Genomic DNA, 22,826 nt, shown 5'->3' on the forward strand with positions numbered 1-22,826 from the left:
ACCGAATTAAACAAGTCAAAACCATGAAAATTAAATCAACCCTTCTGGGGCTATCCGCCTTGCTTCTCGCCGGAATGGTGCAAGCCCAGGACGGATGGAATTGGCCATCCGACGAAGCTAAAGAAGCTAAAGCTAGAGAATTGAACGCTGCTTATGTAGACTACATGAAAGCGGATCAGTTTGTGGAAGCTACCAAACCTCTCCACTGGCTATTAGTAAATGTTCCTGAATTAAATGAGTCCATCTATATCAATGGTACTAAAGTTTATGATGGAGCAGCTGATGCAGTTACCGATCCTGCCAAGAAAAGAGCTTATCAGGACTCAGTAATGCTGATCTATGATAAAAGAGATGAGCTTTATAACAATGCTACTAAATGGATTGAAAATAAAGCGTACTACGGATATGGCTACTTCAAAGGCACTAAAGAGAAATTAGGCGATGTAGTTGCTGATTTCGAAAGAGCAATGGAGATCAATGGTGAATTATCCATCCCAACTCTATATGCTGCTTACTTCGATGCGGTTTACAGACATAATGCCTACAATCAAGCATATAAGCCTGAGCAGGTTTTGGCCAAGTACGATAAAATTCAAGAATACTTAAATAAAGCTGAAGCTAACGGAAAGGATGTATCCAATGCTAGAAGTACAGCTGAGTCTATCTTGGTAGCTATGGAATTGATCGATTGTAATTTCATCGAAAACACCATGGGTCCTAAGTTGAAGGCTGATCCTACCAATGAGCAATTGGCACAGCAAATCTTCAAATATTCTGTTCAGTATAAGTGTTTCTCTTCAAATGCATTCTTGACTGCTTTGGAATTGATTGACTCTAAAAATCCAACTTACGCTACTTCTCAGGTAAGAGCGATGAGATATATGCAGGAGCAGAATTATGAGAAAGCTCAGCCAGTATTGGAAAAAGCTTTGACTTTAGCTGAAAACAATGTTCAGAAAGCTGAAATCCAAATGGAATTGGCGAAAGTTCATGCCAACCTAGGAAGAAAGTCTGCTGCTAGAAATGCTGCTAAAGAAGCTGCTAACCTTGACGAAAGCAAAACTAAAGATGCTTACTCTTTGATTGGCGGATTGTATATGAACTCTTTCAACGACTGTAGAGGTGGTGTATCAAGAGTTAAAGATAGATCTATCTACATGGCTGCTTACAATGCATACCAAAGAGCAGGTGACTCTCAGGGTATGGCGCAGGCTAGAGCTCAGTTCCCTTCCAAAGAGGAAATCTTTACTGAAGGTCTTCAAGTAGGTGGTACTATCAATACAGGATGCTGGATTGGTGAAACTGTTACCTTGGCTACAAGAGACTAATTCAAAATAAATAAGTATAAAAGGCAGTCTTCGGGCTGCCTTTTTTTGTTTTCCATATCTGCTAAAAATATCTTTTATCTTTGCGTCATGAGGAAATTACTTCTCTTGCTTTTTTTAGCAATATCTCTGCTCTCCTGTCGAGAAGATGTGGATTCAGCCGCATTGCAGGTGTATGAAGGTCCAATGAATATTGCCACCAATATCCATGTGGTACATTCTGACTCAGCTATCGTTAGATCAGAGATTACAGCCGCCAAACAACTCGAATACCTCAATGGGAATATGGAGTTTCCAGATGGGATTTTGATTGAATTTTTTGAAAGAGACGGGACTTTAGAAACAACATTGAGAGCGGATAGGGGTTATTTTGACAAAGAAAAAAACCTGTATAGAGGTGAAGGAAATGTGCAGGTGGATAATTCTATAGAAGATCAGCATTTACAAAGTGAGGAATTGTACTGGGATCCAAACAAGAAAAAAATCTTCACAGATAAGTTTGTGACCATTCGGGACAAGCAAACCCTTTTTAATGGAACAGGAATGGAAGCAGATGAAAGCTTTACCAATTACACATTGAAAAACGTGAGAGACAGTAGGACCATATTACCGGGAGAAGAAATATGAAACTAGGCGATGTATTGATTTTATCCCTTTCTTTGGCCTTGATAATCATAGGTATTCATCAGACCATGACGGTGGGAATAGGGTTTTCCTATGCTATCTTTATGTTCGCAGTAGCTTTACTTTTTTGGTTTCAGTATAGAAGAACCAAGCGGGAGGAAGCAGAAAAAAATAACTCAAAGCCAGTTAAAAAGCGCAAGCGTTAATTTATGGAGACTACTTATCTCATTTATGTCATTATTACTCTCCTTTTTTCTGCATTTTTTTCAGGAATAGAAATCGCTTATATCTCTGCCAATAAGCTTCAGATAGAATTGCAAAGCAAGCAGGGTGCACTTAGCGGAAAAGTATTGAGTAGCTTCATCAAAAGACCAGGGCAGTTTATCGGTACTACTTTGATGGGAAACACGATATCCTTGGTGCTTTATGGTATTTTCATGGCCTATCTGCTGGAGTATCCTTTGGATGCTTGTTTGCCTCCTGGGCTCAACAATGAGGTGGTGGTGTTGCTATTGCAAACCTTGATTTCCACTATTATCGTGCTGATTACAGCCGAATTTCTTCCTAAAAGCCTTTTTATGCTCAACCCCAACAATATGTTGAGCATTTTTGCCATTCCCTTTCTAGGCATCTATTACCTCATGTATCCGGTTGTTTGGGCTGTTGTAGGGCTATCCAGATTTTTCATTACCAAAATCTTACGATTGGAGTATAGTGAAGACAGACCGGTTTTTACAGTGACGGACTTGAACAGCTTTATCCAAAACCATATGAATCAGACCAAGTCTGAGGGAAAAGCTGAAATAGATACCAAAATCTTCGACAATGCAGTAGAATTCAAAACTGTCAGAGTTCGGGAATGTATGATTCCTCGAACAGATATTGTTTCTGTGGAGGTGGAAGACAGCATTGAAGATTTGAAAGAAGTGTTTGCTGAAAGCGGGCATTCAAAAATCATTGTATACAGGGAAACGATCGATGATGTAATCGGATATTGCCATCAATTGGAGCTTTTCAAAAAGCCTAAGACGATTGAAGAGATTCTTACACCGATTATCATTGCACCGGAATCCGCTCTCGCCAATGAGTTGCTGATTCAGTTTATTCAGGAAAGGAAAAGTTTGGCTTTGGTGGTGGATGAATTTGGAGGTACTAGCGGAATCGTATCGATGGAAGATATCATCGAAGAGATTTTTGGAGAGATAGAAGATGAGTATGACAGTGATGATCTGATCGAGCAAAAAATCGGAGATCAGGAATATTTACTCAGTGCCCGTCATGAAATTGATTATTTAAATGATAAATATGATTGGGATTTACCGATAGGAGATTTTGAAACAATTTCGGGATTAATTCTTTCTCATACCGAAAATCTTCCCAAAAAAGGGGAGTCTGTGACAATAGAGGCATATACCTTCACTGTAGTTTCGAGACAAGATCATAGAATTGACTCAGTTAGGCTCAAAATCAACGGCCCAACGATTTTTTAGGTAAGGGTTTGATTCAGAATATATTTTGAATTTCGTTACTAATGCTATTATTTTGCGACACTTCTAAAAAAGCGTAGTAACAATAATGGCGTTAATTAAACAAATAAGACAGCGGACAGGTCTCGCGATCGGTGTTATTGCCGGCGGGTTGATTTTATTCCTCCTAGGGGGTGATCTTTTGAGTCCTAATTCCTCTCTTCTCAATTCCAACCAAAATATCGTTGGGGAAATTGCAGGAGAAGAAATCACGTATGAAGAATACGTGGCCAAGGTGGAAGAATTTCGAATCGCTTTTCAACAGCGTACCGGGCGAGCTCCATCTGAAGTAGAAATGTTTACTGTCAGAGAGCAGGCATGGCAAGCAATGATTGTCGATAAAGTATTCAAAGAAGAATACGAAAAATTGGGATTAACTATCTCCCCTGCTGAATTGGTGGATATGGTACAGGGAAAAAATATCGTTCCTGAACTCCGACAGCAATTGGTGAATCCTCAAACTGGACAGTTTGACAAAAGCCAGTTGATTCAGTTTTTACAATCTTTAGAAACAGCAGATCCAGCTCAGCAAGCTTTTTGGGCTCAGCAAGAGCAGTTGTTCGCTGATTCCAGACTAAGAATCAAGTATGATAATCTTTTGGCTACTTCCGAGTATGCTACTTCTGCTGAAGCAAAATTGGAATACAAGTCTGCCAATACCATCGCAGATGCATCCATCTTGTTTGTGCCTTACTATGCGGTGTCTGATTCTTCAGTGAAAATTTCTGATGCTGAATTACAGGCCTACTTGAAAAAGAATCAGGCTAAATTCAAAACCGGAAATTCTGCCAACTTGGAGTATGTAAGTTTTAGTATTAGACCAAGCAAAGAAGATTCAGCTGAGGTTATCTCCAGAATTAACCAGTTAACTGAGCAATTGAGAACAGCTGAGAACGATTCTGTATTCGTTAACAGAAACTCTGACTTCAGACCAGCATTCTATACTTTCAGACCTGGTGATGAATTCCCTGCGGAATTAACTAGTAATGTAGACGAAATGGTAGAAGGCGAAACTTATGGACCTTTTGTTACATCAAGCTCTACCTATATTTCCTTCAAAGTTTCTGATAAGTACAATGGTACTCCAAGAATGAGCGCTTCTCATATCCTATTCAGCACAGAAGGAATGGACGAAGCTGCAAGAGCTCAGGTTAAAATTCAGGCTGAAGAAGTTTTGGCTGAATTGAAAAACGGTGGTGATTTTGCGTTGGCTGCCCGTCAATACGGTCAGGATGGTACCGCCCAAAATGGTGGCGACCTAGGTTGGTTTGCTAAGGATGAGTTTGTAGAAGCTTTCTCAAATGCTACTTATGCGAGAAGTTCTACAGGTTTGATTCCAAACTTGGTAGAAACTGAATACGGATACCACATCATCGATGTGACTTCTCTTCCAAAAAGCGAGTATACTAAAATAGCTGTATTGCAATTGGAGCTAATTGCTTCTGATGCTACAAGAAACGAGGCATTCAGAAATGCTGATGCTTTCGCTGCTGAATCCGGCAATAGAAATGAGTTTACAGAAAATGCTACTGACAAAGGATACAGAATCCTTCAGGCAAACAATGTAGATGCAGGTGCCAGAAACTTGAATAATCTCCAAAACGCCAGAGAGATTATCCGTTGGGCATTTGCTGAAGCTTCTCAAGGTGAAGTATCTCCTGTATTTGAATTGGATAATGCTTACATCGTTACTTCTTTGGTTAGTAAAAAAGAAGAAGGAGAAGCGAAGCTAGAAGATGTTAGAGAGCAAGTGAAAGGCCAAGTAATGAATGAGAAGAAAGCTGAAATCATCAAAAAGGCTTTAGATGGTAAAGCTACTTTGGAAGAAATGAAGGCAGTTTATCCTCAGGCAGCTTCTTTGAATGAGGTTCCAGATCTGAAATTAAGCTCCTCGGTAATCCCAGGTATCGGATTCGCTCCAAAAGCAGTGGGTGCTATTTTCGGAATTTCTGAAGGTAAGATCACGCAACCTATTTCTGAAGACGTTGGTGTCATTGTAGGTAGATTGAATAATCTTACTCCTGCAGCCGAGATCGGTGACTATACATCCTATCAGGCATCTCTTACACAGAATGCAGCCCAGAGAACTTCCTATCAAGTCATGATGGCTTTACAGGATCTGGCCAATGTGAAGGATTATCGATATAAATTCTTCTAAGAAAAAATTGGAACCCATGCCGCAAAGCATGGGTTCTTTGTTTGTAATCCATTTTACAGGAGAGCTTACGAATGCAAAAGAAATTTAACAAAGAGACCTTCAAGGAAAAACTGGAAGCTAACGGACAGTTTCCAATGTTGTATATGTTTAAATTCATTGTTCCCTATGGAAGGGAGCATGAGGTTGGAGCAATTTTTCCTAAAAATGAAATGACCCTGAAGCCAAGCTCTGGAGGCAAGTATGTCAGCACCACGATACAGGTGATGGTAGAAAGTGCCGACGAGGTCATTGAATATTATGAAAAAGCTTCTACCATTGAAGGTGTGATTTCACTCTAACTTTTAAAAACTATGTGGAAAGAAGAAGACAACAAACTCAAAAGAACATTCAAATTTCAGGATTTTCAGGAGGCTTTTGCTTTTATGACCCGAGTGGCATTTTTAGCTGAGGCGCAGCAGCATCATCCTAATTGGAGCAATGTCTACAATACAGTGGAGATTGAATTGACTACCCATGATGCCGGAAATACCGTGACTGAGAAAGACCGTAAACTAGCAAAAGCCATCGACGAGTTGGGTGTATGACAGAGCAGCAGGTCAGCTTATTTTTGGTTCCTGTACCAATCGGCAATCTCAAGGATATAACTTTGCGGGCACTGGAAACACTTCAGACTGTCAATGTAATATTGGCAGAAGATACCCGAACTACGGGGATGCTTCTCAAACACCTGGAAATCACCAATAATTTACAATCTTACCATATTTTCAATGAGCATAAAGCAGTTGAAAAGCTGGTGGAAAGAATGAAAAAAGGAGAGGTATTCGCACTGGTTTCTGATGCAGGCACACCAGCAATATCTGATCCTGGTTTTTTGCTCGTTAGAGAGGTTATTGCGGCTGGTTTGGAGGTTCAATGTCTTCCAGGTCCAACAGCTTTTGTTCCTGCTTTGGTAAATTCTGGTTTGCCCAATGATCGCTTTGTTTTCGAAGGCTTTTTACCTCATAAAAAAGGAAGAAAGACCAGAATTGATGCATTGACTGAAGAATCCAGAACCATGATTTTTTATGAGTCTCCTCATCGCTTGTTGAAAACCTTGGCTCAGCTTGCAGAAGCTTTGGGAGAAGAAAGGCAGGCTTGTGTTTCCAGGGAAATATCAAAGCTTCATGAAGAGAACGTCAGAGGAACCTTGGTCGAGTTGATTGATTATTATGAAAATAATCCCTTGAAAGGAGAAATTGTACTCACTGTGGAGGGAAAAGCAGAAAAGAAAGAAAGCAGAGAGGACAAGAGGAAAGCCAAATATGGAAAAGAAGAATAAAGCTGATTTTTAAGTTTGAAATCTGAAAAAGCTTCAACTAAATTCTATATCTTAGTTTCCGAAGGCTTCAAGCTAAAATGGCTTTAATCTTGCAAGCTGATTCTCTCATTAAAACATTTTCACCCTATCCATCCATTATTAAGTAAATCCCCACTTTTCATCGATGCTTAATTCAGCCGAACTTTCAAAACTCTTAGATCAAACACAAAATATTGCCAAATCTGTTGGCGCCTTTATCCGCAAGGAACGTCAGCATTTTGATGTAAAAAATGTAGAACATAAAGGCTTCAATGATTTGGTTTCTTATGTAGACAAAGAAGCCGAACGTCAGATCGTAGAGCAACTTTCGGTCATTTTCCCTGATGCAGGTTTTATCACTGAAGAAGGTACGAATACCACCCGGGCTGAAGTATACAACTGGGTGATTGACCCTTTGGATGGGACTACGAATTTTATTCACGGCTTGCCTGTATTTTCCGTAAGCATTGCTTTGATGGAAAAAGAGGAAGTGATTCTTGGAGTAGTGTATGAAATCAATATGCACGAATGCTTTTATGCCATCAAGGGAGGAGGAGCATTTTGCAATGATACCCCGATTCGTGTGAGTAAAGCTCCAAATCTGGCGGCTTCCCTCATTGCAACCGGCTTCCCCTATTATAATTTTGAATTGATAGACCGCTATTTGGCGACATTGAAAAGTCTTATGCAGTCTACTCATGGTTTGAGACGCTTTGGCTCAGCGGCGGTTGATTTAGCCTATGTTGCAGCGGGTAGAATAGAAGGGTTCTTTGAATACAATCTCAACTCTTATGATGTGGCTGCAGGAGCACTTATTGTACAGGAAGCTGGGGGTAAAGTGACGGATTTTTCCGGAGGTAAAAACTATATTTTCGGAAGAGAAATTTTAGCAACCAATAAATCGATTCACCAGGAGTTTTTTGAAGAACTGGATAGAATCTGGTCAGCCTAAAAAGAAGTACCAGATGGTCAGGCTAAAAAGGGAGATGATCATCCCCAGACCGGAAAGTAAAGCAGCTAGTCTAGGGGCTAAATTGTAATTAATAGCTACAATGGAACCGGTAATCATGGGTGCCATCCCCGATTCCAGTACGGTTACTTTGAAGGTAAGTCCTTCTGTATCCATAAAATTGCTGTAGATCAGGTAAACCAGTAGCGGTGCAAAAACCAATCGATAGGCTAAGCCATACCAAAAATATTGCGAAGTCAAATCAGCTTTTTCAATTCTAAACCTCAAACCTATCGCCAATAAAGCCATTGGAGCCATGGTTTTGCCTACCAATGTCAGGAAAGGCATTAAGAACTCTGGGGTTTTCCAGCCCAAAAGGCTCATGATTAGGGTTCCAACCAAAAAACCAAAAGGAGGAAATTTGATGATTTTTAATGGAATTTCTCGAAGTCTTCCGCTTTGATGGCTGTAGATCGAGCCAATTACAATAGCCAAGGACGAAACCAATAAAAAAGAACCTCCCTGATCAATCAATAAGGCGATAGGAAGTCCTGACTTGCCATACAATGCTTCTACCACTGGAAATCCTAAGAATGATGTGTTAGCTAGCCCTGCAACAATTGCCAAACAGCCTGTCACTTGTTTACTCCAATGAAAGATCTTTCCAAGGGTTCCGAATAGCAACCAGGAAAGCAGAAAAGTTAGCCAGGCCGCTGAAATAGGAATCAATAGGTCCCAACCTGGTTTTATTTGGGGTATATAAAGTAAAGCCAGGGCAGGAAGTACCAAGTTGAACAGATAAGAATTCACGAAGGAGGTGGCTTTTTCAGTTGGAAAGCCTGCTTTTCGCTGAAAGACAAGCCCCGCAATCAAGAAAAGAAAAGAAATTACTGCCCCAATCATCTCAGCAAGTTATGAATCTCGAATTTTAATAACATAAAATTAATTTGGCATAATTGTAGCCGTCTGATTATCAAGGTACTTTTGTCTCGAAAACATGCATAAACCAATGACCAAACTTATTCCAATTTTTATTGACGGCAAGAAATGGGTGCAATTATCCCAGCTTTCCAAAGAACAGGAGCGCAAAATTAAATCTTGGTTGCCGGTGAGTTGCTTAAAGAAATTACTTTTCAATGGCATTGAATTGAAGGATTGTATCGACTTTGAGACCTATGAGTATTGGTTTAAAAGCTACCAAGTAGGCAGCCAAAGAGCCAGCGCCTTGGATTTTTGAGAAGCTATTCGGGATTTGCAATCCTGAATCCATATCCTAGGATTTTTAATCTGGAAAATAGAGTCTCTTAATTGAATTCAATTATTCAAAGTTTCTGCCTACGGCAAATAGACATAGTTCATTGTTCATACCCGTAATTCGAAATTCAACATTCGATATTTTCTGGAATGTGTAATTGGGTAACTGAGAAATTGAGTAGGCTTTTGTTCAGGGTTCAGGGTTCAATGTTCACCGTTCATGCCCGTAAATCGTAAATCGTAATTCTATTATTATTTATTCGCTCGTCTAGGCATCTTGAAGAATAAATCTCATTTCTAATCACCGCTTTCACTTCCAAATTCAACATTCATCATTCGATGTTCGATATTTTCTGGAACGTGTAATTGGGTAACTGAGAAATTGAGTAGGCTTTTGTTCAGGGTTCAGGGTTCAGGGTTCAATGTTCACCGTTCATGCCCGTAAATCGTAAATCGTAATTCTAAAATTTCTAAATATCCTTCCCCATCCTCTTAGGTGCTTCAAAACTACAAGCCAAAGCTCCTTCTCTTCTCCTCAAAGTATTTTTCCAACTCTGGATAAAACGCACTGCTTGCTTCAGGCACTCCATCCAATACCAACTCCATTTTTCCATCCAATTCATCTTGATTGACCTGCATGCCTTCTATCAAATAAATTAAATCTTCCAGATTGAAAGGCTCCTCGATTTTTGATGGATAAAGCATATAGTCATTTCCATAAAAATCCACCGCTTCCAAATGGATTTTGAAATCCATCTGGTGGGCATAAATACTGATCTGTTCGCCCCAAGTGGACTCCGGATAGTGGAGTTTGACCAACAAAACAGAGGAAACCTCCTCTGAAAAGTAAGTGGATGGCTGGAATTTGAAATCAATCATAATTTGAATTTACGAAGCTTCAGCCATGATTTATAGACTAGCTATGGATCTTCGCTTTTTTCAATCCCATTTCACATTGGATAATAAGGACTTTCGGGCTATTTTTGATCCTGATTTCAAACAGGCTCAGTCTTGTTTTTCCAATTAATAGGCTTTCAATTCCCTGATTATGAAAAGAGATACGGTTGTATTTGACCTCATCGCACAAGAAGAAGACAGACAGAAGCGCGGCATAGAGCTGATTGCTTCGGAAAATTTCACCAGCAAGCAGGTCATGGAGGCCGCAGGCAGTGTTTTGACCAATAAATATGCAGAAGGGCTTCCAAAAAAGCGCTACTATGGTGGATGCGAGGTGGTCGATGAGATCGAGCAAATTGCTATCGACAGAGCAAAGAAGCTCTTTGGTGCAACTTGGGCCAATGTGCAGCCCCATTCCGGTGCGCAGGCTAATGCTGCTGTATTCTTGGCATGTTTGAAAGCCGGTGATCCTATCTTGGGCTTTGACCTATCTCATGGTGGTCACCTAACTCATGGATCTCCAGTAAACTTTTCCGGAAAATTATACGATCCTCATTTTTATGGAGTAGAAGAAGAGACCGGGGTGATTGATTATGATAAGGTAGAAGCCAAGGCATTGGAAGTAAAACCAAAAATGATCATTTGCGGAGCTTCTGCCTACTCTAGAGATTGGGATTATGAGCGTTTGAGAGATATTGCTGATCAGGTAGGTGCATTATTGTTGGCGGATATTTCCCATCCCTCAGGATTGATTGCAAGAGGTTTGTTGAATGATCCTTTGGAGTTTTGTCATATCGTAACTACGACTACTCACAAGACCCTGAGAGGTCCTAGAGGTGGCTTGATCTTGATGAGAGAAGACTTTGATAATCCATGGGGATTGACTACTCCAAAAGGCGAAATCAAAAAGATGTCATCTTTGCTGGACATGGGTGTATTCCCAGGTACTCAGGGAGGACCATTAGAGCATATTATCGCAGCTAAGGCAGTTGCATTTGAAGAGGCCTTGTCTGATGAATATATGACTTATATTCTTCAAGTGAAGAAAAATGCAGCCGTAATGGCAGAAGAGTTCGTAAGTCTTGGATATCAATTGATTTCAGGAGGAACTGACAATCACTTGATGCTAATTGATCTTCGAAATAAGAATCTTACTGGAAAACTGGCTGAAGAAACACTAGGCAAAGTAGATATCACTATCAATAAAAACATGGTTCCATTCGATACCAAGTCTCCATTTGTGACTTCCGGGATGCGAGTAGGAACTGCCGCAGTCACCACCCGTGGCCTGAAGGAAGAAGATATGAAAAAGATCGTTCAGCTGATTGACCGAGCTTTGCAAAACCATGACAATGAAAGTGAGTTGCAGAGCATCCGTGCAGAAGTCAACAAGTGGATGATTCAGTTTCCATTATACTAAAAGCGTAACAAACCAACGTGGCATTAGACCAATATCAAGAGGAAGAGGAGGGAATGTCCTTTTTGGACCATTTAGAAGCTCTCCGCTGGCATTTGCTGCGATCTGTGGCAGCCATTCTGATTTTCTCAGTGATTGCATTTCTATCCAAAAGCATTGTTTTTGGAATCATTATCCTGGGCCCATCCAAGGTGGATTTTCTCACCTATCGGGTGCTTTGTGATATCAGTGATTATTTGGGAATCGCAGCATTGTGTATTGATGAACTCCCTTTTACCATTCAAAGTAGGCAGATGACGGGGCAGTTTTCCATGCACATGACCTCCAGTTTCGTGGTGGGTTTTGTGGTGGCTTTCCCATATGTATTCTGGGAGTTTTGGAAATTTATCAGCCCGGGATTGTATGATCAGGAGAAAAACGCTGCTCGGGGAGCTGTTTTCTTCGTGAGTTTGTTGTTCTTCCTGGGGGCAGCCTTTGGGTATTATATCCTTTCTCCATTATCGATCAACTTTCTTTCCAACTATCAGTTGGATCCGTCGATTTTGAATGAGTTTGATATATCCTCCTATGTGACTACCCTTATTATGCTGGTATTGGCTTCTGCGATTATGTTCCAGTTGCCGGTAGTCATCTATTTCCTGTCTATGTCAGGACTGGTTACTTCTGGAATGCTGAGAGCTTATAGAAGACATGCGATTGTCGTGATATTGGTTCTGGCGGCGGTGATTACCCCTCCGGATGTAATTTCTCAGTTGCTGATCGCCATGCCTATCTTGGTCCTGTACGAAGCTGGAATTAATATCGCTAAACGTTTGGAGAAAAAGCGTGCGATTAAGGAAGCCGAGTATGCGAAAAAAGAAGCCGAATAGAAGTCTGAACTCTGAAGTGAGAAGTCTGAAAAGACAATACAGATAAATTAAGAGAATGAAGATAAGTCTTGCTTTATAGGCTAGTACTTCATTAAGAACCTACCACCAATTCCCCCTTTCAAAGGGGGCTAGGGGGATTTAAAAGACAAAATCATGAAAATAGCAATCGGAGGCGATCACGCCGGATTTGAATACAAAGAGAAGTTTGTTCAGAAACTGGAAAGCTTAGGCCATGAGGTCAAAGATTTTGGGCCTTTTTCTGATGCTTCTGTGGATTATCCAGACTATGTGCATCCCTTAAGTACTGCTATTGAAAATAGAGAATACGAGCTGGGCATTGTTATCTGCGGATCCGGAAATGGAGTAGCAATCACGGCCAACAAGCATCAAGGAATCCGTGCGGCCCTTTGCTGGAATGAGGAGTTGGCAGCCTTAGCTCGTCAGCATAACAATGCCAATGTTTTGGCTCTTCCTGCCAGATTTATTTCCTACGAGCTTGCAGAAAAACTGGCCGAGACCTTCCTAAACACGCCTTTTGAAGGCGGACGACATGCTAATCGGGTGAATAAGATTGCTTGTAGTTGATAGGCTAAAGTAGAAGAAAAAAGCCCGACAATTTGCCGGGCTTAAATCTAGAGTAAGGGTTTGAATTGCCTTAGGAAGCGCACATCGTTTTCAGTGAATAAGCGCAAATCCTTGATTTGATATTTGAGCATGGCGATTCGCTCAATTCCCATTCCGAAGGCAAAGCCCGTATATTTTTTAGAGTCAATGCCACAGTTTTCAAGGACATTTGGATCTACCATCCCAGAACCACCGATCTCTACCCAACCCGTTCCTTTACATATGGTACAACCTTTTCCTCCACAAATCAGGCAAGAAATATCAATCTCTGCACTGGGTTCGGTGAAAGGAAAATAAGAGGGGCGGAAGCGAACTTTGGTTTCCTTACCAAACATCTCCTTGGCAAAGTGGTACAGGGTATTTTTTAAATCCGCGAATCCAACGTTCTCATCAACATACAATCCTTCAACCTGATGGAAGATGCAATGTGCTCTTGCAGAAATAGCTTCATTTCTATACACTCTTCCTGGAGAAAGAGTGCGGATGGGAGGTTTTTGATTTTCCATTACCCTTACCTGTACAGAAGAAGTATGGGTACGCAAGGCGATATCTGGATTTTTCTCGATAAAAAAGGTGTCCTGCATCTCCCTTGCAGGATGGTTTTCAGGGAAGTTGAGAGCAGTAAAATTATGCCAGTCGTCTTCGATTTCCGGTCCTTCGGATAGGTTGAAACCAATGCGCTCGAAAATTTCTATGATGCGTTGACGAGTTGCGGTCAGTGGGTGAATGCCTCCTATATCTTGGTTGGATGGAGGTAAGGTTAGGTCAATATTGGAAGACTTGGCTTTTTTATTTGCAGAATTGACTTTTTCTATCAGCTCCTGAAACTTCTCCTCTGCAAGTTGCTTGACTCCATTGACCAATTGTCCATAGGCGCGCTTTTCCTCATTCGGGATTTTTCCCATATCTGCGAAGAGAGCACCCACAACACTTTTTTTGGAGATATACTCCATGCGGTAAGCTTCCAACTCTTCGGGATTATTGGCATCTGCAGATGCAATTGCGGCCTTGATGGCATCGATTTTTTCCTGATACATGAGATTCAGATTAATCAAGTCGCAAAGCTACAATTTTTGACTTAAAAGGCCTATTGGAGTATTGGTTTATCGTTGTTGGGGTGAACTCCTGTGGTAGGATTTTTAATCCGAATTTCAAATCATAATAAAATATCCTTTAAGCATGCATCAAACTCTCCAAGGGGCTTTAAGCCTTTGTAGGATACTTGGTACAGACTTTTTAAAATATTTTTCAAGCCTTCTCAATCCAATTTTTGCAGGACCCTCGTAATTCCTTCCAAATACAAAAAACACTACAAACCATGAAAAATTTCTTAAAAGTAGCTTTAGTAGCATTTGTTTTCTTATCAGCCAATGTGGCTTTTGCGCAAATGGAGAAGACAGTAGAAGTAGGTGGCGCACCTATGTATCCTTCCAAAAACATTGTTGAAAATGCAGTAAACTCTGCAGATCACACTACCCTAGTAGCAGCTGTAAAAGCAGCAGGATTGGTAGAGACATTACAAGGAAAAGGTCCATTCACCGTTTTTGCTCCTGAAAACTCCGCTTTCGCAAAATTGCCAAACGGAACAGTAGAAACACTTTTGAAGCCGGAGAACAAAGGTCAATTGACAGCAGTCTTGACTTACCATGTAGTTGCTGGTAAAATGGGTTCTAAGGACATCGCAGAGGCTATCAAAAAGGGTAATGGAAAAGCGGTATTGACGACTGTACAAGGTGGTAAATTGACTGCTTGGATGAAAGGTAAAGACTTATATATCACTGACGAAAACGGTGGTCAGTCAAAAGTAACTATCGCAGACGTATGGCAGTCAAACGGAGTAATTCACTCTGTAGATACTGTAGTACTTCCTAAAATGTGATAAGGTAAAGTTAGGGTTAAATAGCGAAAAGCCGGCGGGGATGTGCTCCGTCGGCTTTTTTTATTTTAAGGGGGGAATATTTAACCACATAGGATTCACAATAGCACACATAGTTTGGGGCAATGGTGAAATCTTAGTTTGAAAATGACTCAATAACCAATAACCTTTCCCCTGCGTTTCCGCGAGCAATTTTAAAAACCACAGAGGGAACAAAGGAAACATAGCCTCTTTGCCACTTCTCTCCTTTGCGGGAGATAAAACCGCAGCGCCGCTGCGAGCTATTTTTTTAAACCACATAGGATTCACAATAGCACACCTAGTTTGGGGCAAAGGTGAAATCTTAGTTTGAAAATAACTCAATAACCAATAACCTTTCCCCTGCGTTTCCGCGAGCAATTTTAAAAACCACAGAGGAAACATAGTCTCTTTGCCTCTTCCAGTCTTTGCGGAAATATCATTGGGCCACTGCGAGCATCTTTAGCTTTCTCACTTTAGCCTTCTCACTTTCCTACCAGGTTCTTCCTCCACTCGGCCTACCTCTATTCCAAGGACTATTATCCGGCTCGGGCTCTTTGAAATTCCCAATGATATAAGTAAAGGTTAGCATTCCGTATCGGGTTAAAACATTGGTGAATACATCCGTAATCGCCACATCAGAAATAGTTCTACTGATGCTGTTATTTTGATTTAATAAGTCAAAAACCACCACTTTCAACTCGGCCTTATTGTTTTTGGCAAAGCGGAAGCCACCTTCAATATTCCACAACCACACAGACTGATCAAAACCTTCAGACAAGCCGCTGTAAAGCATGTTATTCACATTATTGCCTACGAATAGTTTTCCATTGTTGGGAGAGAAATACAAACGAATATTGGACTCTTGCACATAATAATTTTGATCCAAATTAGCCTGCAAACTGGAATTAACGATAGTATAAGTACCTGTAGTACTTACCGAGAAATCCACATTCTTGCTGATATTGGAGCTAATCGTAATGCCTTGGCTTAAATCAATGTTGTCATTCAAATTCAGATCACCATTGATCAGGCCAGGAGTTCGGTTGAAGCCTAGTCTTGTATTGGTATTGAATTGTAATTTCAATTTTGGTATTGGCATTCCATAAGTTGCAAAAGCCCTCACTCTCCAATTCCCATCCAAGTTCACTGGCTGAGAGATTTGACCTCCGGGTCTCAGGAGGATTTCTCCATTGATCAAAGTGTCTTGGGAAGCCACAAAGGTGCTGTTTCCAATAAAATTACTGGTTGCAGAATAGTTGATGAAGGTGAAAAAGGTCTTAGACTTTTCCAGATTGACTTTGGCGATGTTTGCAAAAATGTTGTGGTTATAGCTTTGGCCCAGGGTAGGGTTACCCACTGATAGATTTAAAGGATTTTGATTATTGACCACGTTTTGTAACTCAGTTACACTTGGCTCATCAGTATCAGTTCTATATCGAATCCTCCAAGAAAAACCTGTTTCCCTATTTCGGAAGTTAATATTTGCACTCGGTAAAATATTGTTGAAATCCCTTCTGAATACTCCCTCTGTCGGGAAGAAGGCCTCATTGTCTAAGTGGGCATTTTGGTAGTCTAGGTTCAAATTAATATTCCAGCCATTATTGGTATAGGCATAGCCGGATCGTAGTCTTTGAGTGATAAATTTATTGTCAAATTCATTACTCAAAGCTGTATCCAACACTGGCAGGTTTTCCTCATTGAAGACTCTGGTTTTTTGGTCAGAACGGGTTTTGTTGTTGGCTATTTGATAGCCAAAAGTACCGATGGATTTTTCTCCCAATGGCTCCGTCCAGGTAGTGTTGACCCTATAATTAAAGCCCCGATTTAATCCATTTGTTTCTTGGGTAGTGGTGTCTAAAGTATTTCTTCTATACTCTCTGCTCGCTGCTAATAAGTCGGAAAACTGATCCCTATTGTTCCATACCGTATTGATATCAGTAGAGAGAGTTCTTCCCTTTTTGTCAAACTTATATCGGTAAGTCAGATTATTTGCCAAATTGAAAGCCTGAGTTTCTGCATTGGAAGTAGATTTTAAGGCAGAAAGAGAATCACCCGTACTCGCATAGGTCAATGCATCCCTGTCACTGAAGGTGCGGTTGGTTTGAAAAGAAATGGATGGAGTGATGATCAAACTGTTTTTCTCATTCAAATCCGCTTCAATTCGGGCATTGGCTCTGTGGTTGAAGTTTTCCACATTATTGATCAGACTTTCTTCATAAAACTGACTTAGCCCTTGGTTGACAATCGTTTCCCGATTGGTCAACTGACGCAGAGTGTTGTTGGTATTATTGAAAAAATAACTTCCGGTGAAGTTTACCTTCTTGCCCCATTTGTCTGAATAATTCAGGCCCAAGGCATTGGTTGCAATGATTCCAATGTCATTGCCTACAAAGAAGTTGTTGTTGCCTCCTCCGAAGCGCCCACCTCCAAATCTTCTTCCTCCTCCTCCCGAGGCATTGGCGGTTACCCCTGCCAAATCTTGGGAAGAAAAGTTTTGCTGATTGACATTGTTGAAAAGACCTAAAATCGATACTCTTCGATCTCCATTAAATAAGTTCAAGCTGCCCCCCGCGGAATAGCGATCATCTGTACCATAGCCTGCATAGGCTCTTCCAAATTGCCCATTTTTCTTGTCTGAGCGAAGGATAATATTGATGGTTTTGGTGTAGTTACCGTCATCAAAACCCGTAAGTCTGCTTTGGTCTGAGCGTTGATCCAAGACTTCTACCCGTTCGATGGCGTCAGCTGGAAGATTTCTTAAGGCAATGCTGGGATCCGAACCGAAAAATTCGCGTCCGTCCACCAATACCCTCTGAACCTGTTCTCCCTGAGCTTGGATTTGTCCATTTTGAAATGTGACACCTGGAAGCTTTCTGATTAAGTCTTCTGCCTGGGCATTTTCTCTGGTTTTGAAAGCATTGGCATTAAAGGAGGTAGTATCTCCTTTTTGTTCTCCAACTGGAACTTGCCCTTCAATCAAAACTTCCCCCAATACCTTGGTGTCTTCAAGTAAAATCAAATCTCCCAAATCCACGGGCTCTCTCATGCTGTGGATTTTGGTGATAGTTCTATATCCTATAAAAGTGATTTCTATTTTAACTTGAGGGATATTTGGACGGATGATTTCAAATTTTCCTTGTCCATCTGTTACCGTCCCTCTCAAAAGTGAATCGGTTACTGTTTTTATTTGCACATTGGCACCAACCATAGGCTGGTTAATAGATCCGTCAATCACGGTGCCGGTAAATTTTCGCTCCTGTCTCTCAGCTCCTTCGGGCCTTTGTGCCAAAGCTGTCAATGCCGTCAAAAAGCAAAAAATTAAAGTAATTATTGGGTAGTTCTTTTTCATACAATTGCAAAGTTCATCTTCTTTGACTGTATGAAAAAGGCAAAGGTTTAGTCACTCTTTACTAAAAAATAAGAGAGGGGAAAAGTGGGGATAAAAGGCTAATTCAGGCTTTTAACAGCGTTTAAATTTTTGCCATTAAATCAGAATAATTGATCCCAAAGTGAGAATTGTCGTAAACAGCCACCTCATCCCTTACAATGATGACCTGAGGAGACTCATGTGGTACGCCAAATACTTGTTCTACGAGGTTTGAAAGATTTCTATGCGCAATGAGATCTAAAAAATAAGGAACTAGCTTCTGTTCATCCTCTGCTTTCCAATTTCTCAATAGTCTGTCCAAGGACATGCTACTGACTGAGCAACGTGTACTGTGCTTAAAAATCATCACAGGTCTTTCTTTGCTAAGCGCTTTTATTTCCTCAATTTGAGCTTCTTCTGTTAATTTTTTCCAATTCATCACTTCTTATACTTTAATTGGGACAATACTTGCAGGGAGTAATTAGTTCCTTAATAGATTCATTGAAATTACAAATGATCCATCAATTCGCAACTCAATTGCAAAAATATAGTATTCCTTTCATATTTCTCAGTATCCTGCTTGTTGGGTGTAAAAGTTTAGATATTTCTAATCCTGGACCTTTGCCTGAAATCCCACGGGCTACTTCCGAGGTCAATGTTCCTTTGACTATGCCGAAGGCTACTCTAAACAAGATATTTAATTCCCAGCTTCCCGTTAATTTGGTTTCCGAGGAAAATTTGGATTTAGGTAGTGGCATAGAGGGAAATCTTCAATTGAGCAGAGTTGGGAGCATTTCATGGGTAGCTTTGGATAGCCAAACAATTCAAATGACTCTTCCTTTAAAAGTAAAAGGTGATTTAGGATTGAAAAGAGGCGGATTGGGAAGTTTATTTAGGGGAAAAGTACCATTGGATGAGCAGTTTGCTCCCGTATTTCGAGTGAATCCCCAGATCAATCCAGACTGGAGTCTGAGTGTCAAGCAGTTTGAATTGATAGATTTAGGAGGAAATCTTGCACTGGATGTACTAGGGATGAAATTGGATTTGAGCGGATTGTTGGAAAGGGAAATCCGGGCTTGGGCGAAAGAAAATTTACGTCCCGATCAAAAACTGGTAAACATGAAGCCTATGATTGACTTGGCATGGGAACAGGCAGGTAAGCCTTTTATGGTAAACTGGGAGGGAGGAGCCCAGGCCTTTTCTATTCAGCCTCAATCCGTGAGATTAAAAGAGTATTTTGACCGATCTGAGAACTTTCATCTTTGGTTGGGTCTGAGCGGAAAAATCAACACCCATCCCGCTAATGCAGCACCTTCTAGAGCTTTTCCTCTTCCGGCTCTAAGTACCAATTCAGATTCAGAAAATCATCTGGAGATCACATTGCCTTTTCAAATGAGTTATGCTGAGCTGGATGCTTTGATGGCAGAGAATTTTCTGGGAAAAACATTCAGAGTGGATAGAAAGACATTGTTGACTTATGCCAATCTCAAAACTCAATCTTTTGGGGAACGGCTGGCTATTACCTGTGATTTCGTGGCTGACCGGGAAAATGGTGAGCGTATGGAAGGAAATTTCTTTGTGGTGGGGAAGCCTGCCTACGATAGAAAATCGGAAAGTTTGATTTTTGAAGATGTCAATTTCAAAGTGATGAGCGATAATTCCAGAGCCAAGTTGGGAATTGCGCTTAAAAAGGGAAAAATTATCCGTCAGATTGAAAAAAGGGCTGTTTTTCCTATAGGAGATTTGTTGGAAGATAGCTTGGGAGGCATTCAGGAAAGATTGGGTCTGGAGACTCCTATCGCTGATTTGTCTATCCAAAATCTTGAAATATCTCCCTCGGGATTTTATCCTACTCGTTCTGGCTTGCAGGTGATGATGAAAGCCCAAGGGAAAATAGGAGTCAACTGGAAGTAATCAGCGAAATAACTCCTGATAAGTAAGAATCCCCTTTTTCTCGGCCTGCTTTAATAATTTCAATAATAATTGAGCAGTCAGGAATGCGTCCCCTCCAGCAGTATGTCGGTCTTCTTTGGGGATGTTGAACTTTTCGCACAAAGCATCCAGGCTGTAATCCTCTTTTCTTACCCTATTCCAGTCTACTTGGGGGCCAAAATCCAAACGCACAGCCAAATTCATCGTGTCAATTTTCGGATTAGGGAATTGATTAAATCCAAAAGGTTGAAAAGTTTTGCACAGTAGGTCCAAATCAAATCCAATATGATGGCCTACAATAATGGATCCTCGCAGATTACCCAGTAGCTCCTGACAAAAGGTTTTTAGCTCAATTGGATTTTTGGGATGAATCAAGCCATGTATTGTTGCAGATTTTCCAGGAGATTTCTCAGATGCAAATTGCCATTCTTTGGAACTGCTGATTTTGATTTTTTCCTCTTCAATCCCTATGATACCGCAGGATAATAATTCATCTTTCTTAGGATCAAAACCAGTGGCCTCGGTATCCAAGACTACAAAGCTCAACTGCTGGATTTTTCGGATTCCGGGAATAGACTTTCTAGCCTCCTTTAAATAAGCGTTCAGCCAAGGAGGCTGCTCCTCTTTTTTTCTTCCAAAAGGCCACCAACTCATTTCCTGAAGTAGGCTAGTTGAAAACGCACTTCCATAATATCTTGCAATTCAGCCAATGGGGAAAATGTATTCTTCAGCAATTGTCTTTGAAGTTTCCCCATATGTTCCGGAGAAATGAATCTGCCACTATTATCATTTTGAAGTCCTTCCAATGCTCTCATCCTCATCAGGATTTCATAGGCCTTTCCAGCTTGGTTGAAAAGAGACTCATAATTAGGTTCCAGCTGCCCTAATTTTTCAAAGCGCTTAAATGTATTATTGATCCCTGTTATTCCGTGGCTCAAGACCAAAAGTCTGGCTAGGTCCGCCAAGGGCATCATTGCTCTGGCTTTGATATCAAACTGGTCTCTATGTTCCCCAGATTTTTCCACCATAAAATCTTTAAAAAAGCCGAGTGGAGGTGGGTTTTTTAAAGCATTTTGAGCCATAAAGCTCAGAAAAGCCTTTTTGGACTGAATTTCCTCATATATATGGGCACTGAGCTCATCAGTTAGAGAAGAGCTACCGGTGATTTTTCTGAAGTCAAAAAAGATAGAGGCCTGCATTAAGGATTCTTGAGTAGGCGAAAGAATCCACTCTGAGAAATATTCTTTCCACTTGCTCAGAGGCTGTACCCATTTGGGATTGGAGGCCATAATCTCACCCGGGCAAGATGCAAACCCACATGCAAGGAGTACTTCCACTATTTCGGAACCCATTAGATGGAAATAGTTTGCTGCTTTCACTTGAACCGAAGCCGGGAGGTCCTCATAAATCAGGGCATTGTCTTGGTCAGTTCTTAGTAGCTGCTCTTCCCTTCCCTCCGAGCCCAAAGAAATAAAGGCAAATTTGATTCCCTGCATCTCCGGAAATTCGGGTGCTAGTTTGCTCCTGGCAATTTTGGTTGCTTGTTGAATGATGACATCATTGATTTCGGTCATGACCGAGGCCACAAAATCCATGGATACCTCATTTTCCAAATAATAGCGAAGCATTGTCTCGGCTCTATCCCGAATGGCACGCATTTCAGTGAGATCGGTTGTATTCAGCAGGGCATTGATCAAAACTGCAGGACTGTTGCCCATGGAAAGCAGCACGTCATGATCCGATAGAATCCCACAAACAGGACTTTCGGCGCTCCCGTCTTCGGTCAGGATCAAATGATGCAGCCTATTTTTAATCATACTCAAATACAAGTCTGAAAAGCTGCTGTCTCTTTTTTTGGTGACCACCGGTGAACTCATGATTTGCTTCACTGGCAAATCCAGTGAAATTGCTTTTGCGACAACTTTGGTTCGAAGGTCCTTATCGGTGATGATTCCTACGGGGTATTTTTCGGAATTGATAATTACGACTGAACTCACCTCCTTTTCTGCCATTTTTTCTGCAGCTTGTTGTATGCTAGATTCTGCAGCAATACAGACTACATTTTCTGAAAATCGAATTTCAGACTGATCTGAAAAAATGAGTAAAGAGTGGTCATTATTGTCTTTTTTGAAAATCCCTCTAGCTTTTTGTCCGGCAGAAAGATCCTGCCGTATTACGACCTGTCCTGATGCGAAACCCGCAGCAAAAAAGAGCGCTACTTTGCTGTTTCTCTGCAGAATTTCTTCAAAAGCATTGACCGGGATGCAATATACCAGCGAGTTTTCCAATACAGCTGCAGTTAGGATATAGGGTCTTTTTCCTAATAAGGCCAAGACTCCAAACACATCCCCTTCATCACAAAAGTCTTTGGTCTCTTCCCCGTCTTTCAATTCGATTTGGCCTTCTTTCAGGATAAAAAAATGGGCTTCCGGGGCATCTCCTTTTTCAAATAGAATTTCACCTTTTTCATGGTATTGAATTTCTATTTGAGAGGCCACGGAGGCTAAGTCATCTTGGTTCAAGAAGGAAAAGGGAGGATGTTTTTTTAGAAATTCCTGAACCCGGTTGACAATGACATTGGCCATATTTGTTGAAGAAGTTTAGATGCAAGATACAAGTTCTATTTTCTTGTATCCTGCATCCAATTCAGA

22 protein-coding genes are annotated in these 22,826 nt (G+C 40.9%); 15 read left to right on the forward strand and 7 right to left on the reverse strand.

What is annotated here, in order from left to right; translation table 11 throughout:
- Positions 1–23 precede the first annotated feature (23 nt).
- The 9 genes from BM073_RS09475 (at position 24) to BM073_RS09515 (ending at position 7,921) form a co-directional block, all read left to right on the forward strand.
- Entirely contained in the window at positions 24–1,328 is a 1,305-nt protein-coding gene (locus tag BM073_RS09475) for a hypothetical protein (protein WP_091653544.1), read from the forward strand.
- An 87-nt stretch (positions 1,329–1,415) separates the two neighbouring features.
- On the forward strand, positions 1,416–1,952 hold the full coding sequence (gene lptC / locus BM073_RS09480; RefSeq protein WP_091653546.1) for an LPS export ABC transporter periplasmic protein LptC: 537 nt from the start codon (positions 1,416–1,418) through the stop codon (positions 1,950–1,952).
- Positions 1,949–2,155, forward strand: a complete 207-nt coding sequence (locus BM073_RS09485; protein WP_091653548.1) for a hypothetical protein — start codon at positions 1,949–1,951, stop codon at positions 2,153–2,155. The genes lptC and BM073_RS09485 overlap by 4 nt, the downstream gene beginning before the upstream one ends.
- Positions 2,156–2,158: 3 nt before the next feature.
- Positions 2,159–3,439, forward strand: a complete 1,281-nt coding sequence (locus BM073_RS09490; protein ID WP_091653549.1) for a hemolysin family protein — start codon at positions 2,159–2,161, stop codon at positions 3,437–3,439.
- Positions 3,440–3,524: 85 nt separating this feature from the next.
- Positions 3,525–5,633, forward strand: coding sequence for a peptidylprolyl isomerase (locus tag BM073_RS09495; protein WP_091653551.1), 2,109 nt, complete (start codon positions 3,525–3,527; stop codon positions 5,631–5,633).
- A 71-nt stretch (positions 5,634–5,704) separates the two neighbouring features.
- Complete coding sequence (locus BM073_RS09500) at positions 5,705–5,971, forward strand: DUF493 domain-containing protein (protein ID WP_091653553.1); 267 nt, start codon at positions 5,705–5,707, stop codon at positions 5,969–5,971.
- Between the two features lie 12 nt (positions 5,972–5,983).
- Positions 5,984–6,217: a 4a-hydroxytetrahydrobiopterin dehydratase gene (locus BM073_RS09505; RefSeq protein WP_091653554.1), complete on the forward strand. Its 234-nt coding sequence runs from the start codon at positions 5,984–5,986 to the stop codon at positions 6,215–6,217.
- On the forward strand, positions 6,214–6,951 hold the full coding sequence (rsmI, locus tag BM073_RS09510; protein WP_091653556.1) for a 16S rRNA (cytidine(1402)-2'-O)-methyltransferase: 738 nt from the start codon (positions 6,214–6,216) through the stop codon (positions 6,949–6,951). The genes BM073_RS09505 and rsmI overlap by 4 nt, the downstream gene beginning before the upstream one ends.
- 163 nt (positions 6,952–7,114) lie before the next feature.
- Positions 7,115–7,921 (forward strand): inositol monophosphatase family protein, encoded by an 807-nt coding sequence (locus BM073_RS09515; protein ID WP_091653558.1) that lies wholly within the window; start codon positions 7,115–7,117, stop codon positions 7,919–7,921.
- Here the strand turns inward: BM073_RS09515 and BM073_RS09520 are convergent.
- On the reverse strand, positions 7,913–8,821 hold the full coding sequence (locus BM073_RS09520; protein WP_091653559.1) for an AEC family transporter: 909 nt from the start codon (positions 8,819–8,821) through the stop codon (positions 7,913–7,915). The two genes, BM073_RS09515 and BM073_RS09520, sit on opposite strands and share 9 nt — an antisense overlap.
- A 106-nt stretch (positions 8,822–8,927) precedes the next feature.
- On the opposite strand from BM073_RS09520, the gene BM073_RS09525 reads away from it, so the two are divergent.
- On the forward strand, positions 8,928–9,155 hold the full coding sequence (locus tag BM073_RS09525) for a hypothetical protein (RefSeq protein ID WP_091653561.1): 228 nt from the start codon (positions 8,928–8,930) through the stop codon (positions 9,153–9,155).
- 524 nt (positions 9,156–9,679) lie between these two features.
- On the opposite strand, the gene BM073_RS09530 is transcribed toward BM073_RS09525, so the two are convergent.
- The gene (locus tag BM073_RS09530) at positions 9,680–10,051 is read right to left on the reverse strand and encodes a UDP-glucuronosyltransferase (protein WP_091653563.1); all 372 of its coding nucleotides are present in this window, start codon (positions 10,049–10,051) and stop codon (positions 9,680–9,682) included.
- Positions 10,052–10,220: 169 nt separating this feature from the next.
- On the opposite strand from BM073_RS09530, the gene BM073_RS09535 reads away from it, so the two are divergent.
- From BM073_RS09535 to rpiB, 3 genes are all read left to right on the forward strand, one after another.
- Positions 10,221–11,489 (forward strand): serine hydroxymethyltransferase, encoded by a 1,269-nt coding sequence (locus tag BM073_RS09535; RefSeq protein WP_091653564.1) that lies wholly within the window; start codon positions 10,221–10,223, stop codon positions 11,487–11,489.
- A 17-nt stretch (positions 11,490–11,506) separates the two neighbouring features.
- A complete protein-coding gene (tatC, locus tag BM073_RS09540) occupies positions 11,507–12,355 on the forward strand; it encodes a twin-arginine translocase subunit TatC (RefSeq protein WP_091653566.1) in 849 nt (282 codons plus the stop codon).
- Positions 12,356–12,508: 153 nt separating this feature from the next.
- On the forward strand, positions 12,509–12,940 hold the full coding sequence (rpiB, locus tag BM073_RS09545) for a ribose 5-phosphate isomerase B (RefSeq protein WP_091653568.1): 432 nt from the start codon (positions 12,509–12,511) through the stop codon (positions 12,938–12,940).
- 47 nt (positions 12,941–12,987) lie between these two features.
- Here the strand turns inward: rpiB and pheS are convergent, their stop codons facing one another.
- Positions 12,988–14,016 carry a phenylalanine--tRNA ligase subunit alpha gene (gene pheS / locus BM073_RS09550; RefSeq protein WP_091653569.1) on the reverse strand — a complete coding sequence of 343 codons (1,029 nt, stop codon included), beginning with the start codon at positions 14,014–14,016 and terminating at the stop codon, positions 12,988–12,990.
- Positions 14,017–14,297: 281 nt separating this feature from the next.
- On the opposite strand from pheS, the gene BM073_RS09555 reads away from it, so the two are divergent.
- Positions 14,298–14,858 (forward strand): fasciclin domain-containing protein, encoded by a 561-nt coding sequence (locus BM073_RS09555; RefSeq protein ID WP_091653764.1) that lies wholly within the window; start codon positions 14,298–14,300, stop codon positions 14,856–14,858.
- 508 nt (positions 14,859–15,366) lie between these two features.
- Here BM073_RS09555 and BM073_RS09565 read toward each other — a convergent pair.
- Positions 15,367–18,225, reverse strand: coding sequence for an outer membrane beta-barrel protein (locus BM073_RS09565; RefSeq protein ID WP_091653573.1), 2,859 nt, complete (start codon positions 18,223–18,225; stop codon positions 15,367–15,369).
- A gap of 121 nt (positions 18,226–18,346) precedes the next feature.
- The gene (gene ytxJ, locus BM073_RS09570) at positions 18,347–18,682 is read right to left on the reverse strand and encodes a bacillithiol system redox-active protein YtxJ (protein WP_091653575.1); all 336 of its coding nucleotides are present in this window, start codon (positions 18,680–18,682) and stop codon (positions 18,347–18,349) included.
- A gap of 74 nt (positions 18,683–18,756) precedes the next feature.
- Between ytxJ and BM073_RS09575 the strand changes: the two genes are divergently transcribed.
- Positions 18,757–20,157 (forward strand): DUF4403 family protein, encoded by a 1,401-nt coding sequence (locus tag BM073_RS09575; protein ID WP_139217470.1) that lies wholly within the window; start codon positions 18,757–18,759, stop codon positions 20,155–20,157.
- On the opposite strand, the gene BM073_RS09580 is transcribed toward BM073_RS09575, so the two are convergent.
- Together BM073_RS09580 and BM073_RS09585 are read right to left on the reverse strand one after the other, a co-directional pair.
- The gene (locus tag BM073_RS09580; protein WP_091653579.1) at positions 20,158–20,829 is read right to left on the reverse strand and encodes a 3'-5' exonuclease; all 672 of its coding nucleotides are present in this window, start codon (positions 20,827–20,829) and stop codon (positions 20,158–20,160) included. It abuts the gene before it with no gap.
- Entirely contained in the window at positions 20,826–22,760 is a 1,935-nt protein-coding gene (locus BM073_RS09585; protein ID WP_091653581.1) for a DUF294 nucleotidyltransferase-like domain-containing protein, read from the reverse strand. The genes BM073_RS09580 and BM073_RS09585 overlap by 4 nt, the downstream gene beginning before the upstream one ends.
- Between the last annotated feature and the right edge of the window lie 66 nt (positions 22,761–22,826).

The organism is Algoriphagus ornithinivorans (assembly GCF_900115305.1).
Taxonomy (GTDB): domain Bacteria; phylum Bacteroidota; class Bacteroidia; order Cytophagales; family Cyclobacteriaceae; genus Algoriphagus; species Algoriphagus ornithinivorans.